The 16731-nt window shown below is 72.0% G+C and carries 13 protein-coding genes and 1 tRNA gene; 2 read left to right on the top strand and 12 right to left on the bottom strand.

From position 1 onward, the window contains the following. Positions 1 to 46: 46 nt before the first annotated feature. Complete coding sequence (locus FREUN1FDRAFT_RS09825) at positions 47 to 445, bottom strand: hypothetical protein (protein WP_006539865.1); 399 nt, start codon at positions 443 to 445, stop codon at positions 47 to 49. A 109-nt stretch (positions 446 to 554) separates the two neighbouring features. Here FREUN1FDRAFT_RS09825 and FREUN1FDRAFT_RS09820 point away from each other — a divergent pair, with 109 nt between their 5' ends. Together FREUN1FDRAFT_RS09820 and FREUN1FDRAFT_RS09815 are read left to right on the top strand one after the other, a co-directional pair. Continuing rightward, positions 555 to 797, top strand: a complete 243-nt coding sequence (locus FREUN1FDRAFT_RS09820) for a DUF4287 domain-containing protein (RefSeq protein WP_006539864.1) — start codon at positions 555 to 557, stop codon at positions 795 to 797. 15 nt (positions 798 to 812) lie between these two features. After that, positions 813 to 1223 (top strand): PPOX class F420-dependent oxidoreductase, encoded by a 411-nt coding sequence (locus FREUN1FDRAFT_RS09815; protein WP_006539863.1) that lies wholly within the window; start codon positions 813 to 815, stop codon positions 1221 to 1223. 90 nt (positions 1224 to 1313) lie between these two features. Here FREUN1FDRAFT_RS09815 and FREUN1FDRAFT_RS09810 read toward each other — a convergent pair whose 3' ends face one another. From FREUN1FDRAFT_RS09810 to mfd, 11 genes are all read right to left on the bottom strand, one after another. Then, the gene (locus tag FREUN1FDRAFT_RS09810; protein WP_006539862.1) at positions 1314 to 2126 is read right to left on the bottom strand and encodes a Bax inhibitor-1/YccA family protein; all 813 of its coding nucleotides are present in this window, start codon (positions 2124 to 2126) and stop codon (positions 1314 to 1316) included. 348 nt (positions 2127 to 2474) lie between these two features. Beyond that, positions 2475 to 2549: transfer RNA gene (locus FREUN1FDRAFT_RS09805), tRNA-Leu, on the bottom strand. Between the two features lie 1472 nt (positions 2550 to 4021). Further along, the gene (locus FREUN1FDRAFT_RS09800; RefSeq protein ID WP_006539860.1) at positions 4022 to 4867 is read right to left on the bottom strand and encodes a uracil-DNA glycosylase; all 846 of its coding nucleotides are present in this window, start codon (positions 4865 to 4867) and stop codon (positions 4022 to 4024) included. Positions 4868 to 4893: 26 nt separating this feature from the next. Then, positions 4894 to 5850, bottom strand: a complete 957-nt coding sequence (locus tag FREUN1FDRAFT_RS09795) for a Ppx/GppA phosphatase family protein (RefSeq protein WP_006539859.1) — start codon at positions 5848 to 5850, stop codon at positions 4894 to 4896. Beyond that, complete coding sequence (locus FREUN1FDRAFT_RS09790; protein ID WP_006539858.1) at positions 5847 to 6476, bottom strand: DUF501 domain-containing protein; 630 nt, start codon at positions 6474 to 6476, stop codon at positions 5847 to 5849. The genes FREUN1FDRAFT_RS09795 and FREUN1FDRAFT_RS09790 overlap by 4 nt, the downstream gene beginning before the upstream one ends. 8 nt (positions 6477 to 6484) lie before the next feature. Beyond that, positions 6485 to 6886, bottom strand: coding sequence for a septum formation initiator family protein (locus FREUN1FDRAFT_RS09785; RefSeq protein ID WP_006539857.1), 402 nt, complete (start codon positions 6884 to 6886; stop codon positions 6485 to 6487). A gap of 5 nt (positions 6887 to 6891) precedes the next feature. Further along, positions 6892 to 8178: a phosphopyruvate hydratase gene (eno, locus tag FREUN1FDRAFT_RS09780; protein ID WP_006539856.1), complete on the bottom strand. Its 1287-nt coding sequence runs from the start codon at positions 8176 to 8178 to the stop codon at positions 6892 to 6894. A gap of 563 nt (positions 8179 to 8741) precedes the next feature. Further along, complete coding sequence (sppA, locus tag FREUN1FDRAFT_RS09775) at positions 8742 to 10844, bottom strand: signal peptide peptidase SppA (protein ID WP_035951166.1); 2103 nt, start codon at positions 10842 to 10844, stop codon at positions 8742 to 8744. Between the two features lie 90 nt (positions 10845 to 10934). Further along, positions 10935 to 12227 carry a MazG family protein gene (locus FREUN1FDRAFT_RS09770; RefSeq protein WP_006539853.1) on the bottom strand — a complete coding sequence of 431 codons (1293 nt, stop codon included), beginning with the start codon at positions 12225 to 12227 and terminating at the stop codon, positions 10935 to 10937. Between the two features lie 16 nt (positions 12228 to 12243). After that, positions 12244 to 12987, bottom strand: a complete 744-nt coding sequence (locus FREUN1FDRAFT_RS09765) for a hypothetical protein (RefSeq protein WP_006539852.1) — start codon at positions 12985 to 12987, stop codon at positions 12244 to 12246. A 156-nt stretch (positions 12988 to 13143) separates the two neighbouring features. Beyond that, positions 13144 to 16713 carry a transcription-repair coupling factor gene (gene mfd / locus FREUN1FDRAFT_RS09760; RefSeq protein ID WP_006539851.1) on the bottom strand — a complete coding sequence of 1190 codons (3570 nt, stop codon included), beginning with the start codon at positions 16711 to 16713 and terminating at the stop codon, positions 13144 to 13146. Positions 16714 to 16731: the final 18 nt, after the last annotated feature.

Below are 16731 nucleotides of genomic sequence, written 5' to 3'. Positions count from 1 at the left end.
GCCAGCCGAGCAGGGAAGCAGCCGCGCAGCACTGCCGGCGAACCGGTCAGCTCGGGCGGAACCCGAAGCCGGGCCCGTCGAGATCGCCCCTGGCCGCGGTCACCACCGCGAGCGCCCGTGCGGTCAGCTCCGGATCACCCTGGCCGGGTCCGGCCGGGCCCGAAACCGCCGTCGGCGTCGCCGCGGCGGCCAGGAAGTCGTCCACCAGCACAATCAGCTGGTCGGGCAGCGCATGGTCGGCGACGCGGGGTGGGCGGGCCCCGGGAGGCGCACCGCTGCCCGCCTGCCGGCCGAGCAGCGCGAGCTCGTCGATCAGGGAACGGAGCCGGTCGGCTCTCGTCTCACCGCTGGTGATCCGCACATCCCAGGCGGAACCCGTCCAGCCCCGTGCCCTGGAGACCAGGAGGCTGGCCTGCCGGTTGACCTCGCGGAGCGAATCCGACATCCGAGCAGGATACCTGCCGAGGCACTCGCCACGTCTTGCCCGAGCGAACGGCGAGGCGCACGCTCGGCACATGTACCGCTGACACACCGCAAGTCCTCTGGAGGCGCGCATGTCGCTGTATCGCTCCCCGATATATCACTCCCCGCAGACACACCGGGGTCTTATCGACCGCATGCCCAAGGCCACCGGCCATGATCTACGCCACTGGCTGGCCTGCCTCAACGAAGGGCCGGGTCTGCTGCGCTTCTCGGAACGCGTGGGCTGGTTGAGGGACATCCACGGCGTGCCGCACCGGTACGCGGCCGCCGTGGTGCACGAGGCCGACCTGCGTCGGCACGCGATCCAGGTCTGAGGCGAGAATGATCCGGTGGACCTTGACGCCGCCCGTGCCTTCATCCGCGATCATCACCGTGCCGTGCTGGCCACGACCCGCCGCGACGGCACTCCCCAGCTGTCCCCGGTCCTCGTCGGTGTCGACGCCGACGGGGCCCTGGTGATCAGCACCCGGACAACGGCGCTGAAGACGGCGAACATCGAACGCGATCCCCGCGTGTACCTCTGCGTCCTGGCCGATGGTTTCTTCGGGCCATGGGTGCAGATCGGCGGCACCGCGCAGGTCATCCGGCTGCCCGAGGCCCACGACGCTCTGGTCTCCTACTACCGGCAGATCTCCGGTGAGCACCCGGACTGGGCGGACTACCGCGCCGCGATGGAGCGGGAGCAGCGCTGCGTGATCAGGGTGACGCCCACCGCGGCCGGCCCGCAACGCTCCGGGTGACAGCCGAGACGCCCGCGGCCCGCCCTACCGTCAGCCGCGGACGTCTCCCCGCCGCTCCGTCCCGCACCTGCCCGCTGGTCCCCCTTGTCCCTACTGGCGGAGCTTGGAGAGCAGCCGCAGCAGCTCCAGGTACACCCACACGAAGCCGACGAGCAGGCCGAAGGCCGCCCGCCAGGCCTCCTCGCGAGGCGCACCGCTGGCGACAGCCCGCTCGATGTAGTCGAAATCGAGGATGAACTGCAGGCTGGCCACCGCCAGCACCACGATGCTGAACAGGATGCCCAGCGGCGACGGGTCGTTGATCACGGGAAGGTGGCTACCGGTGAAGATCCGGATGCCGAGATCGACGAACCCGAGCAGCACGACGGCGAGCAGCGTGCCCATGACGATCCTGGCCATACGCGGGGTGGCCCGCAGACGGCGGCTGCGGTACGCGACCAGCATGACGACGAACACCAACGCCGTGCCGAGCAGAGCCTGCAGGACGATGCCGGAGAAGGCCGTCTCGTAGTACCGCGAGACGATGCCGACGGCCAGGCCCTCCAGCCCGGCGAACACGACCACCAGCGGCGGGCTGATCCGCTCCCGCATGGAGATCACGAAGCTCAGGGCGAGGGCGGCGACGAAGGCACCGATCGCGAGGCCCGGCGAGTCGGGAGCGATGTACCAGCCCAGGCCCGCGAGGACCAACATGACCGCGAACACGCCGAGCGTGTGCATGATCACGTCGTCGTAGGTCAGCCTCTCCCGCACGGGAGCCGGCGGTGGGTAGCCGGGCTGGCCGGGCGGCGGCGCCGGTGGCCACCCGCCAGGCTGCCAGGAGCCCTCCGGAGGCGCCGGTGGGCGGCCCTGCCCGAACCCTGTTCGGGTGAACGCCGGGTTGGACGAACGTAGCTCTGCCATCGGCTTGGACCTCCCCAGCCTGCCCGCGCGGACAGGTCGCCACGCGACGATCACACAGTACAACGCCCACGGGGGCCGACCGGGTTCCGCGCTTGCGGCATTGGGTGACGTCCGTGCTGCGGCGAGCAATCCAGGAGAGGTGCGGCCGGGCAGCGGAGTCGGACTAGACATAAGGGGCAGAAGAGGACGCGGCCAAGCCGGCCGAGAGAGTCAGCTCGGCGAGATCAGCTCGACCGCAATCCAGATCCAGAGCTTCGCTGTTCAGACAAAGGTCTCCCGGGCACTGCCCGTGCCCGTTCGATCGCCGACCTCAGGGGCAATACGAGGCGGCCGGTCGACATTGAAAGGTGCCGGTGGTCGGAGTCGAACCGACACTCGAGCTGTTTTTAGGACAGCCTCCTCTACCTGTTGGGATACACCGGCTCGTGCACATCGCTGATGTTTCTACCACGCTACGTAGGGTCTGGGAATAACGCATCGCAGGAAAAGTCGCCCGGACCGGCCGACCCGGACGAATTCGTGACTCCTGGTGACGACCAAGGCACGTGAACCGCCATCCCACGGCAAGGGGTCACATCACGGTTCGGATCCGGAAGGATCCGCCACCAGGATGCGCCAGGAGGACCGGCCTTGATCACCTATAGCCGATCAACGGCGAAGACAAGATCAAGAATACCGAGGAGTCCGAAGCGCCCGACGTCCGCCTCGCGCAATGTCGCCAGCGCAACATCACGGGTGCCGCGGCCTGCCTGCCGGCCCGGATCCGTCGACGCCGCACCGGCGGCAGCCGCCCACTGGCTGCACCCGTCGGCCCTGGGCCGCCCTCGGCAGCAGCCCCGGTAACCGTCGGGCCAGCCAGGCGGTCGACATGCCGAAGCGGGGCGGCGGCGCCGCGCAGCGCCGGCGGTCCGGCCGGAGGCAGCGGCACCTCGCTGGCCGGGCGGCGGCGGCGGCGACAGACACGGAAAGTCACGAGCCATGCCGCTGCAGCCATGTGGCCGGACGGGTCGCAACGGCGCTGTGTCCGCCACGGCGTCCCGGCGATCGCGCGGAAAGCGCACCCGACCCCAACCAGAAATCGGCCACGCCAGCCCACCACGGACGTCACGCACCCGCCGCCACCCACATTGCGTGTCTTCTGGGACGGCGACCCGCGGCACGCTGAAACCCCCGATTTCCATGGCGGCGGCGCGGCCAGAACGACGACGGCGATCAGCTCCATTGCATTCCGTTCCGCCAGGCGTTCCGGCACCGACCGGAACGCCTGGCAGATGCATCCGGCGGGACGCCGGAATCGGGCTGGAAATTCCACCCGAAAGCCCCGCGACGATACGCATCACCGTTCCCCGCGGGCGCGGCCCCGAAGAACCGCCACGGCACCGCGACCCGCCTGCCGCCTGCTCGAGGCCGTCCGCTCGGCGGTGTGCTCCCCGCCGCACCCGACTGACACCCGCCGACTGTGAACGAACGAGCAACGGAGCAGCAACGTCTTCCGCCCGGGCTGCCGGCCGGAAGGCCGCACGGCCCGACGCCCGAGCGCACCGGGCCGCACGGGCGCCCCCCGCGAGTTCATCTGCTGTTATCTGTCACAACAATCGGATCGATCGTGACTCGATCTCCCCACGGAGAGAATTCCGCTCCGTGGCAGGAGAAGCGTCGTTGCGAAAGTGCAGCCGTGACCGCGGGCACCTGGGGCCCCGCTAGGCGAGGTCGCCGTCGTTTCGCGCCGCACGACACCGCGAAAAGTGATCTGCCCCACTGTTTCGCATGGTGGGAAGGTGTCGGCAACCGACAAATGATCGGACGATTCCCGTGACGCCGGGAAGGCCACAACGAGGTCCCCGATGGCCGGACACAGCACAGCGCGGTCCGAAACCATACCCGCCGATGCGATTTCAGGGAGCGTCGCGAACACCGGCGATGTGCTCCACCGCTCGCGAGAAGACCACGTCGAGCATCGGAGCCGTCACTCTGCCGGTGAAGGTGTTCTGCTGGCTGGGGTGGTAGCACCCGAAGATCCGCAACTCGGCCAGGTCCACGGTCACACCGTGGCCGAAGGGCGTCCGGCGAGGCGGAAGGGTGTAGCCGGCCGCGCGCAGCGCCGGCCACAGCGCGGTCCAGGCGAATCCGCCGAGCACCACGATCGACCGCAGCGTCGGTCGCAGGAGTTGCAGGTCCCGGACCAGCCATGGGCGACAGGTGTTCCGTTCGTCCGGGGTCGGCTTGTTCGCCGGCGGCGCGCAGCGGACCGCGGCCACCACCCTGCTATCGATCATCTCCTGGCCGTCCCCCGACGCGACCGAGGTCGGCTTCCGAGCCAGACCCGCCCGGTGCAGCGCGGCGAACAGCCAGTCCCCACTGCGGTCACCGGTGAAGATCCGACCGGTGCGGTTCCCGCCGTGCGCGGCCGGCGCCAGCCCCACGATCAGCAGCCGCGCGTCGGGCGGACCGAACGAGGGCACCGGCCTGCCCCAGTACGGCTGGTCCGCGAACGCCGCGCGCCTGACGGCGGCAACCTCCTCCCGCCACTGCACCAGTCGGGGACAGGCACGGCAGACCGAGACCCGGGCGTCGAGCCCGGCGCAGTCCGCCGCCGTCGCGGCAAGCTCGACGACACGGCCCGCCGTGTCTGCCACCAGCGTGTCCACCGTGGCGGGGTCGTTCGGCCACCCCGTCCCCGGTGCGGCCGGTCCGGCACCCGTACCAGCCGCCCGGTCGTCCGGTCCGGCGTCAACGACCATGCTCCCAGCCTGCCGGCTGGGAGCGGTCACCGCGCGCCCGACTCGACCACGCCACCGAGAGAAAGCGCGATGCCGTCCAGAATGTCCCGCTCGCTCGCGATCACGGCGGAGGTACCGGACCGCTCCAGGAGCGTCCGCAGCACCAGCGCACCTGCCGCGATGACATCGACCCGACCCGGGTGCATCACGGGCAGCACCGCCCGCTCGGCGTGGGTCATCGCGACCAGGCGTTCCGTCACCGCCGCCACGTCGGCTGCCGAGGTGACCATCAGGTGGATGCGATCGGCGTCGTAGGCCGGCAGGTCGGCCGCGAGCGCCGCGACCGTGGTCACCGTGCCCGCCACACCGACTAGGGTCGCCGCGCTGGTGATCGGCACGACGCGCTCGGCGACGTCGAAAGCCGCGTTCACGTCCGCGACGATCGCGGCGACCTGTGCGGGGGTCGGTGGGTCGTCGTGCAGGTGGCGCTCGGCCATCCGGACGCAGCCCACGTTCACCGAGATGGACTCGCGTACCCCGCTCGCGTCACCCAGCACCAGCTCGGTGGAACCACCGCCGATGTCGGCGAGCAGGATCGGTGTGTCGACGGCGTCGAGGTCCCCGATCGCGCCGGTGAAGGAAAGCGCCGCCTCCTCACCACCGGTGATCACCTCCGGATCGACCCCGAGGATCGAACGGACGCCGATTACCAGCTCAGCACGGTTGCGGGCATCCCGGGTGGCGCTGGTCGCGACCATGCGGACCCGCGTCGCGCCCAGCCGGTCGATCTCGTCCGCGTAGTCGCGCAGCGCGGCGAAAGTCCTGGCCAGCGCATCCGGCGCCAGTTCACCGGTCCGGTCGACGCCGGCACCGAGACGGACGATCTCCATCCTGCGGGTGAGCTCACGCAGCCGCCCTCCGGCACCCCCGGACTGTTCGTCGACCTCCGCCACCAGCAGGCGGATGGAGTTGGTGCCACAGTCGATCGCTGCGACGCGACTCATCCGGCGGTCCCCTTTCGTCCCTGGCCACCGCCCGCCGCACCACCGGGCGAGCTCGCAGGTTCCTCCGCACAGGATGCGCGCTCGAGGCCGACGCAGGGCCCACGGGCCCCCCAGTCAGCCAGTGCCGCGAGAGCCTCGTCACCGAACGGATTGACACCGGGACCGACAGCCAGGCTGTGCGCGACCAGCACATGCAGGCATTTGACCCGGTCCGGCATCCCACCGGCGCTCGGGTTCCCCGCGAGCACGCCGTGGGCATCGCGGCGGGCCAGGTAGTCGCGGTGCGCGGCGCTGTAGGCGCGAGCAAGGTCCGGGTCGGTGGCCAGCCGGGCGGTCATCTCCCGCATGACACCGGAGCTTTCCAGCCGGGAGATCGCCGCCGCGGCCCGCGGACAGGTCAGGTAGAACAGGGTCGGGAAGGGCGTTCCGTCCTCGAGGCGCGGCGCCGTCTCGAGGACGTCTGGCAGCCCGCACGTGCAGCGGTGGGCCACACCGAGCACCGCCCGTGGCACCCGCCCGAGCTGACGGCGAACGATCTCGGTCTCGGCCCCGAGCCCCGCGGCCGGAGCGGACCCCGACGCCGCCCCGCTTCCCGCCGCGCCACTTCCCACTGGGCCGCTCACCACTGGGCCGCTCACCGCTGCGCCGCCGGGGTCGGCGTAGCCGGCTCGGCGAGCTGTGACCAGAGCTGGTTGTACCAGGACTGGCCGCCCCCGCCGCCACCGGCGCCCACGTCGGGCTCCGCTGTCGGCTGGGGGCTCGTCTGCATCAGGTACGTCTTCTCTCCGGGCAGGACGTAGTGCAACCGGCGGCGCGCCTCGTCCTTCACCCATTCCGGATCGTTGTAGCGCGCGACCTCGTCACGCAGGTCGTCGACCCTCGTCTGCCGCTGTGCGTTCGTGCGCGTCAGCTCGGAGATCTTCGCCTGCTGCTGCAGGTACAGCCGCAGTGGGTAGGCCAGGGTCAGAACCAGGACGCAGATGACGATGGCCAGCAGGGTGGCCCTTGTCGTCAGCGCCCTCCGCCGGAAGGGCATTCGGCTCAGCGGGCGGTCGTCGCCCGCCGCGGGAACGCGCCGGAGCCCGCGTACCGTGCCGCGTCGTCGAGCTCCTCCTCGATCCGCAGCAGCTGGTTGTACTTCGCCACCCGCTCGCTGCGCGCGGGGGCACCCGTCTTGATCTGGCCGCAGTCGACCGCGACCGCGAGGTCGGCGATCGTGGTGTCCTCGGTCTCGCCAGAGCGGTGCGACATCATGCAGCGGTAGCCGTTGCGGTGGGCCAGGCTGACGGCGTCCAACGTCTCCGTCAGGGTGCCGATCTGGTTCACCTTCACCAGCAGCGCGTTGGCCGCGCCCTCGGCGATGCCGCGGGCGAGACGCTGCGGGTTGGTGACGAACAGGTCGTCGCCGACGAGCTGTACCCGCGAGCCCAGCCGGGTGGTGATGCTCGCCCAGCCGGCCCAGTCGTCCTCGGCGAGCGGGTCCTCGATGGACACGATCGGGTACGAGTCGACCAGATCCGCGTAGTAGTCGATCATCTGGTCGGCCGACCGGCCGGTGCCTTCGAAGGTGTAGGAGCCCTTCTCGAAGAACTCCGTCGACGCGACGTCGAGCGCCAGCGCGATGTCGTCACCCAGGCTGAAGCCCGCCTTGTCGACGGCCTCGGCGATCAGGTCGAGCGCCTCCCGGTTCGTCGGCAGGCTCGGGGCGAAACCGCCCTCGTCACCGACGCCGGTCGCCAGGCCCCGGCCCTTCAGCACGCTCTTGAGCGCCTGGTAGATCTCCGCGCCCCAGCGCAGCGACTCGGCGAAGGTGCCGGCGCCGATCGGCGCGATCATGAACTCCTGGATGTCGACGTTGGTGTCGGCATGCGCGCCACCGTTGAGGATGTTCATCATCGGCACGGGCAGCAGGTGGGCGTTGGGCCCGCCGATGTAGCGGAAGAGCGGCAGCCCGCTCGCGGCCGCGGCGGCCCTGGCGACCGCCAGGCTCACACCGAGGATCGCGTTCGCGCCAAGCTGCGACTTGTCGGGCGTCCCGTCCAGCTCGATGAGGCGCGCGTCGAGCAGCCGCTGCTCGGTGGCCTCCATCTCGATGATCGCCGGACCGATCCGGGAGATGACGGCGTCGACGGCCTTCGTGACGCCCTTGCCGCCGTACCGGTCGCCCCCGTCGCGCAGCTCGACGGCCTCGAAGGCGCCGGTGCTGGCTCCGCTGGGGACAGCGGCCCTGCCGGGCGTTCCGTCCTCCAGAACGACCTCGACCTCGACGGTGGGATTGCCTCGCGAGTCGAGAATCTCGCGAGCTCCGACAGCCTCGATGGACGGCACGAGCACACCTTTCGATGGGACGCTACCGGGGCACCGGCGCGGGACGGATCCTGCTTGCGGCACTGAAATCTTTGCGGAGACTGCTGGTTGCGAAGACTGCTGGTTGCGGAGCACCCGGGGACGAGCGACGCCGTCCGGACGAACCGGTCGGTGCGAGACTACCGCCGCGGCGCGCCGCCGCGTCGCCTCCCGGTCGCGCCACGCTGACGCGGACGCCGCGTCCGTCGCCGGTCGGCCGCGTCACGAATCCGCCCGGCGTCGCACACATCACCTTGGTGGGCAGCCCCGATAGTGGGTGGCTCAGGCCGCCCCCGCCCCGGCCGGCCACCCGAAGCCACGGCTCGAAGATCCGAGGATTCTGGTCGTTCCGGAGCCCGTCGCAGGATCCCGAACTTCGGGAAGCCGTCGCTGCCGGGCAAGAGTTGAGGATCCTGGTCGTCGGGACGACCAAAATCTTATGATCTTCGAGCGGCGGCAGCTTCAGTCGCACCTCCGGGCTCTCCGGCTCCGGCTCCGGCTCCGGCGACCAGAATCCCCAGATCTTCTGGCTCGTCCGGTCGGAGCTAGCGGACGAGCCCCACGGGAGGCATCAGCAGCGGCCCGTGGACGGGCAGCCCCGCCCGCGCGGCGAGCGGCGCGAGTGCGCCCCAGCCGCCGGCGAACCCGTCGGAGCCCACTGGCAGACCACCATGGGCGCCACCGACCGCGCCGAGCCCTGCAAGCGCGCCGAGCCCTCCGAGCGCGTCGAACGCGGTGAGAACGCCGAGAACTCCCCGGATGCCGGGGACCCCGAGGCTCGTCACGGTTCGCGCGGCCGCCGCGCCCGGCTCCTCACTGGACTTCGGGGTGCGCAGCCGGTCCAGCACCGACGGTTTCGGGGTGAGCCGCACCCGTGGGGTCTCCTCGGCCGGCAGGCCGGCCCGGGCCCAGGCCAGGTCGATCGCGTGGGCCAGCCCGCCCAGCTCGTCGACGAGACCGTGGCGATGGGCGTCGGCGCCCGTCCAGACCCGCCCGCGGGCCAGCTCGTGCGCCTCGGCGTGCGACATCCGCCGGGCCTGTGCGACCTTGCCCACGAAGTCGGCGTACACCCGGTCGAGGAACTCCTCCAGCTTCGCCCGCTCGGCCTCGGTGAACGACTGCCGCGGGGACATCATGAGCGCGTTCTCGCCGGCGGCGACCGCACCGAAGCCGATCCCGACCTTGTCGAGCAGGTCACGGACGACCTGCTTGCCACCGAAAACTCCGATGGAACCGGTCAGCGTCCCCGGGTTGGCAACGATCAGATCACCGCCGAGCGCGACGAAGTAGCCGCCGGAAGCCGCGACGGCACCCATCGAGACGATCACTGGACGCCCGGTGGCACGAAACCGTTCGATCTCTCGACGGACCACATCCGAGGCCACATACGAACCGCCTGGGCTGTCGACGCGGAAGACCGCGGCGGCCACGGAGGAGTCCCGGGCCGCCGCCCGGAAGGCCGCCGTGACCGCGTCCGCCGCGAGGACCGGCCCCCCGAACGGCAGCGCCGCGGACCCCAGCACCACCGGACCGGTGCCGTGTATGAGTGCGACCACCGACGTCCGCGGATCGATCTCCGGTGGGACCACATTCGGATCACCGCCGGCCGCCGTCCCCGCCCCGCCGTCCGGCGTGGCTGCCGCCTTTTCCGCCGCCACGTCCGGCGTCGCCGCAGCCGGACCGGTGCCGGACCGCCACCGCGCCCGATCACCACCGGACTGCCCCGGCAGCACCGACGCCGGAAGAGCCGCGGCAAGGCCCCGGGCCCTGCGCACCGGGGAGGCCTCCCGGCGCACCTCGGCACGCCGGTACGCCCAGACGTACATCAACGTCGGTTCGACGCCGCCGTCACCGTCGGCATCGGATCCGACGCCGGACGTCCCGGCGAGCTCACGCGCCCGCGTGCGCACCTGGTCATAGGCCTCGTCCCGGTAGCCGATCCGGTCGACCAGGCCCGCCTCCAACGCGGCCCGCCCGGACATCGGGGCGTCATCGATCATTCTTCTGACCTGGTCAGGCGACAGCCCTCGACGTGCCGAGACCTCCGCCACGACCTGTTCCGCGCACGAGTCGACGATCCGCCCGAGCGCCTCGCGGTGCGCCGGGGTGAAGTCCCGCTCCACCAGCGTGTTGACCGCGTTCTTGTACTCGTGGCGCTGGCCGATCTCGACACTCACCCCGAGCCGGTCCAGCGCCTCCCGCAGGAAGGGGGTCTCCATCGCGACGCCGGTCAGGCCCACGTCCCCGGGCGGCGCGAGCCAGATCTCGTCGAACGCGCACGCCAGGTAGTAGGCCACCGTGCCGCCACCGAACTCGCCGAAGGTGTCGGCGTAGGCGAAGGTGACGCCGCCCGAGGCGCGGAACTCGGCGACCGCGTCGCGGACCTCCTGCACCCGGGCCAGCGGCATCCCGCCAGCCGCGATGTGGGCGACGAGCACCTTCGCCCGGTCGTCCCGCGCGGCGCGGCGCAGCCCGTCGACGACCTCGCGCAGGGTCGGCCGCCGGTGGGCGACCGCGGCGGTCAGCGGGTCCGCGGGCACGCCCTCCACCAGGTCGGAGGTCAGGTCGAGCTCAAGAATGATCGGGGCGGCGCGCCGCCGCGCGAAGCGCTGGATATCGGCCACTGCCTGCCTGGGCGTTCCAACCATGGTTCGAGGCTAGTGCGGTGCCTGCGAACCGGGGGATCTCCCGCGGCCGGAGCGTTCAGGTTCCGTCGCGCGAAAGGTCGTCCAGGTCGTTCAGGATCCGTCGGCGGAAGGCTCCGTGGTCGCCGTCGGCGAGGTGGCCGCCGATCGCCACAGCGCGCTCCAGCCAGCCGCATCCAGCCCACGCGGCTCGACACCGCGTTCCAGCGCCGCGTATTCTGCCCGGGCCAGGTTGTCCCGAAACGACCGGGCACGCCCGCGCAGCGCGGATTCGGCGTCGACGTCGAGTGCGGCCGCCAACGCCACGGCGACGAACAGGAGGTCACCGACCGACCGCTCGGCGACGGCAGGTCCCGCGCCCGGATCGGCGTCGAGGCCCCGCGCCAGCTCGGCGATGAGCGCGGTGAGCCCCGCCGAACCGGGTGCGGCCGTCGGGGCCGCCGGAGCCGCCGATGCCGGCGAAGCTCCCGGAGCCGGCGAACCAGCGGGAAGGGCCAGGTCGAGCGGGAGGCCCAGCTTGCCCGCACGCCGCAGCAGCTTGGCCGTCAGGGACAGCGCGGGCGCGGACAGGGGCACCCCCTCCGTCACCGACTTCCGGTTCTTCTCCGTCGCCTTGATCGCGTCCCAGTTGGTGACGACCTCGTCCGCGCCGGAGACGGCGACGTCGGCGAAGACATGGGGATGGCGCCTGATCAGCTTGGCGGACAGCCCGGCCGCGACGTCGTCGACGTCCCAGCCGCCCGGACCGGCCTCGGCCGCCACCCGCGCGTGGAAGAGCACCTGCATCAGGACGTCCCCCAGCTCCTCGCGGAGCTCGGTGAGATCGCCGTCCTCGATGGCCTGGTACGCCTCGTACGCCTCTTCCAGCAGGTAGGGCGCCAGCGAGGTGTGGGTCTGTTCGGCGTCCCAGGGGCATCCGCCGGGCGAGCGCAGCCGGTCCATGACGGCGACCGCGTCCAGCAGGGCCGATCCGGGCAGCTCGCGGGTGGCGGTGAGCTGGTCGACTCGGGCGAGCTGGTCGACTCGGGCGAGCTGGTCGGCCCCGGTGCCGCCGACGGCCGTGAGCAGGGCCCGGTCGACGACGTTCGGCGACACCGGATCCAGCAGCCACGCGACCTGGCCGGACGCCCCGGCAGCGGCCAGCAGCCAGGCAAGGGGACCGGCGCCGCCGGCCGGGGCCTCGGCCTGGCCGGCAGCCCAGCTCTCGATCTCGCCCTCCACCAGCACCGACACCTCGACACCGGCCTCGCGCAGCGCCGGAGCCTGCGGGTGGTCGGGGCAGGCCGTCCAGACCGCGGCCGAGCGGAGCAGATCCCAGGCCGCGGCCGTGAGCAGGCCCGGCGCGACCCGGGCGCTCGTCGCGACCAGTGTGATGTGTGCGCTCACGTCGGACGCCTGCGCCCTACAGCGTCAGCTCGGCCGTCGAGGCGACCGGCTCCTCCGTGGTGGCGATGGTGCCCGGCGCCTCGTCCACGACGGATTCCTTGGCGTTCCATTCCCCGAAGCGGGGGTTCACCGAGACGCCCAACCGGTTCGCGGTGTCGGTCAGCACCGGCTGGATCTTCGCGTTGCGCTGGTCGGAGGCCAGGAACCGCTGCAGGTACGGCCGGGCCGCCTCGTAGGTCAGCGGAAGCTCGCCGTGCTGCTGGACGAGGCCGTCGTACTGCGCGCGGGCGTAGTCGGGGGAGGCGAGGGTGGTCGGCGCGACCTTGTCGGCGATGGCGAACTCCAGCGCACCGACCCGCATCGCCGTCAGGAGATCCTCCTTGGCGTAGCCGAGCGCGGCGGCGTTCGTCTCGAACTCCTTGACGCCGCCGTAGCCCAGCACCGCGCTCGCCTGGTAGAAGGCGTTGAGGTCCTGGTCGCTCACCGTGACCCCGAGGCTCTTCGCCGCGGACTCACGCACCTTGAGGTCCACCAGCATGGTGATCGTGCGGCGCTGGAGCGCCGTACGGGTGAGGGTCTGCGCGGTCTGGGCGGTCTCGGCCGCTGCCAGGCCGCGGTCGACGATGCCGCGCACGGTCGAGGTCTCGATCGTGCTCGACCCGACCTGGGCCGCCGCACCGGCGTGGGACGTGCATGCGGTACCTGCGAGGCCGGTGAGCACGGCGAGCCCGAGCCCGGCCAGAAGACGCGGAAACTTCACAGCAGTGACCGTATCCGCTCCTCGGCCCAGAAGTGTATGGGGCTGCCTTGGCCACCCCGGACGACCGCCCGGACGACCCCGGACGACCCCGCGGGCGTCCGCCCGGACAGCGGCCCGGACGAACGCCCCGACGACCTACCAGTTGGCCGCCGCGACCTACCGGCTGGCCGCCGCGGCGATCGAGTCCCCGGCGACGGCCTCGAGCAGCTGGCCGACCCAGGCCAGCAGGGCCCGGTCGCGCAGCGGGCGGGACCCGATCCGGCCGGTCTCCGTCGGCGCCGGAACCAGCACCGTCCGCACCGCGGGCTTGACGACGGAGCCCTTGTAGAGCCGGTTCAGGCGCAGCGTCTGGCTCTCCCGCAGCTCCAGCGGGGCGATCCGGATCTGGCGGCCCGCGACGGTGATCTCGTTGACGCCGTACCGGCGGGCGAGCACCCGCAGGGAGGCGACCGCCAGCAGGTTCTCCACCGGCTCGGGCAGCGGGCCGAACCGGTCCGTCAGCTCGCCGCGGACCTCGTCGATGTCCGCGGCGGTGACGGCCGCGGCGAGCCGGCGGTAGGCGTCGAGCCGCAGCCGCTCGCTGGGCACGTAGTCGTGCGGCAGGTTCGCGTCGACGGGCAGTTCGACCTTGACCTCGATCGGCTCCTCGACCTCACCCTTGTACTCGGCGACGGCCTCCCCGACCATCCGGACGTACAGGTCGAAGCCGACCGAGGCGATGTGCCCCGACTGCTCGCCGCCGAGCAGGTTGCCGGCGCCGCGGATCTCCAGGTCCTTCATCGCCACCGCCATGCCGGCGCCGAGGTCGTTGTGCTGCGCGATGGTCGCGAGCCGGTCGTGCGCGGTCTCCGACAGCGGCCGGTCCGGCGGGTAGAGGAAGTAGGCGTAGGCGCGCTCGCGGCCACGGCCGACCCGGCCGCGCAGCTGGTGCAGCTGGGAGAGCCCGAAGTTGTCGGCCCGCTCGACGATCAGCGTGTTCGCGTTCGAGATGTCCAGGCCGGACTCGACGATCGTGGTGCAGACCAGGACGTCGAACTTCTTCTCCCAGAAGGAGACCATCACCCCTTCGAGGGTGTCCTCGTTCATCTGGCCGTGGGCGGTGGCGACGCGGGCCTCGGGGACCAGCTCACGCAGCCGCGCGGCCGCCCGGTCGATGCTCTCGACCCGGTTGTGGATGTAGAAGACCTGCCCCTCGCGCAGCAGCTCCCGGCGGATCGCCGCCCCCACCTGGCTCGGGTCGTGGGCGGCGACCGAGGTGAGCACCGGGTGGCGCTCCTCCGGCGGGGTGTCGATGGTCGAGAGCTCCCGGATGCCGGTGATCGACATCTCCAGGGTCCGCGGGATCGGCGTCGCGCTCATGGTGAGCACGTCGACCGCGGTCCGCATCTTCTTCAGGTGCTCCTTGTGCTCGACCCCGAACCGCTGCTCCTCGTCGACGATCACCAGGCCGAGGTCGGAGAACTTCGTCTCGCTGGAAAACAGGCGATGGGTGCCGATGACGACGTCCACCGTGCCGTTCGCGAGGCCGTCGAGCACCGCCCGCTGCTCGGCGGCGGAGTTGAACCGGCTCATCGCCTTGACCACGACCGGGAACGGGGCGTACCGCTCGGCGAAGGTCTGGTAGTGCTGCTGGACGAGCAGCGTGGTCGGGACGAGGACGGCGACCTGCTTGCCGTCCCCCACCGCCTTGAAGGCCGCCCGGACCGCGATCTCGGTCTTGCCGTAGCCGACGTCGCCGCAGATCACCCGGTCCATCGGGACGGGCTTCTCCATGTCGGCCTTGACCTCGTCGATGGCCGAGAGCTGGTCGGGGGTCTCCCGGAACGGGAAGGCGTCCTCCAGCTCACGCTGCCAGGGCGTGTCGGGGCCGAAGGCGTGGCCGGGCGCCGCCATCCGCGCGCTGTAGAGGCGGATCAGCTCCCCGGCGATCTCCTTGACCGCCTTGCGGGCGCGGGTCTTGCGCTTGGCCCAGTCCGCGCCGCCGATGCGGTCCAGGCTCGGGCCCTCACCGCCGACGTAGCGGCTGACCTGCTCAAGCTGGTCGGTGGGGACGTAGAGCCGGTCACCGCGGGCGTACTCCAGCAGCAGGTACTCACGCTTCGCCCCGGCCACCGTCCGGGTGACCATCTCGACGTAGCGGCCGACCCCGTGGGCGTCGTGCACGACCAGGTCGCCGGCGGTCAGCGCGAGCGGGTCGATGCCCTTGCGGCGGCGGCTCGGCATCCGCCGCATGTCCTTGGTCGTGACGCCGCGGGCGCCGGCCAGGTCGGTCTCGGTGAGCACGGCGAGGCGCAGCGTCGGGCTGACGAAGCCCTGGCCGAGCTGGGCCTGCGTGACGATGGCCACGCCGGGGACGACCTCGGCGTCGGCGGCGAGGCGGGCGCCGAGATCGGCTTCCCGCATCATCTCGACGAGCCGCTGGGCCGGCCCGTGCCCCTCGGTCACCAGCAGCACCCGCCACGAGTCGGCCAGCCAGCCCTTGATGTCCGCGGTGGCCCGGGCGGTGTCCCCGAGATAGGTCGGCGCGGGACGCAGGCTGGCGACGACCGTGTCGTCGCCGAAGATGTCATCGTCGCCGGCCGCCTCCGAGGCGAACGGGCTGACCGACCACCAGGGGATGCCCCGCTCGGCCGCGTGCTCGCGGACCTCTGCGACGGACCGGTAGGTGGCCGCGCCGAGGTCGATGGGAGCCCCGCCTCCCAGCGCCGCGACGCTCCAGGAGGCGTCCAGGAACTCCTGGCTGGTACGCACCAGCTCGGTGGCTCTGCTCCGCACCCGCTCCGGGTCGCAGACGAGGACCCGGGAGCCCCGCGGGAGCTCGTCCAGCAGCAGGGTCATCTCGTCGACCAGAACCGGGGAGAGTGCCTCCATGCCCTCGACCGGGATGCCCTGCGCGATCTTGTCGAGCATGTCGACGAGCTGCGGATGCTCCTGCGCGAGCCGCGCGGCCCGGGCCCGGACGTCGTCGGTGAGGAGCAGCTCCCGGCACGGCGGGGCGAACAGCAGCGGCGCCGGCCTCGGCCCGGCACCGCCCTGCTCGGGGGCACCGCCCTGCTCGGGCAGCGCGCGCTGGTCGGCGACGGAGAAGTGGCGGATGTCCTCCACCTCGTCCCCGAAGAACTCGATCCGCAGCGGATGTTCCTCGGTGGGCGGGAAGACGTCGAGGATGCCACCGCGGACGGCGATCTCGCCGCGCCGCTCCACGAGGTCGACCCGGTGGTAGGCGATGCCCACGAGACGGGCGGTCACCTCTTCCAGGTCGGCGCTGTCCCCCTTCGCCAACGCCACCGGTGCGAGGTCACCGAGCCGGGCGACCTGCGGCTGCAGCACGGAGCGGATCGGTGCGACGACGGCCGCCAGCGGCTCGGCCCCGTCCTCCCCCGGATGCGCGAGCCGCCGCAGCACTGCCAGCCGGCGCCCGACGGTGTCGGCACGGGGGGAGAGCCGCTCGTGCGGCAGCGTCTCCCAGCTCGGGTAGACGGCCACCCGCCCCGCGCCGAGCAGGCTCCCCAACGCCTCGGTCAGGTCGTCGGCCTCCCGCTCGGTGGCGGTCACCACCAGCACGGTGCGGCCGGCGCCGGCGAGCGCCGCGGCGGCGAACGGCCGCAGCGCGGCGGGACCCGCCAGGTCCAGCACGGGCTCGTCCAGCGAGGCCAGCGCGCGGGTCAGCGCCGGGTCGCCACCAGGGCGGGCTACCAGCGCGTCAAGCAGCGGCGCGAGGGTCATGTGATCCGTCCCGTGCCT

Origin of the sequence: Parafrankia sp. EUN1f, assembly GCF_000177675.1 — a bacterium.
GTDB lineage: Bacteria > Actinomycetota > Actinomycetes > Frankiales > Frankiaceae > Parafrankia.
The sequence above is the reverse complement of the archived record's forward strand: the minus strand, read 5'-3'. Positions and strand labels throughout refer to the sequence as shown.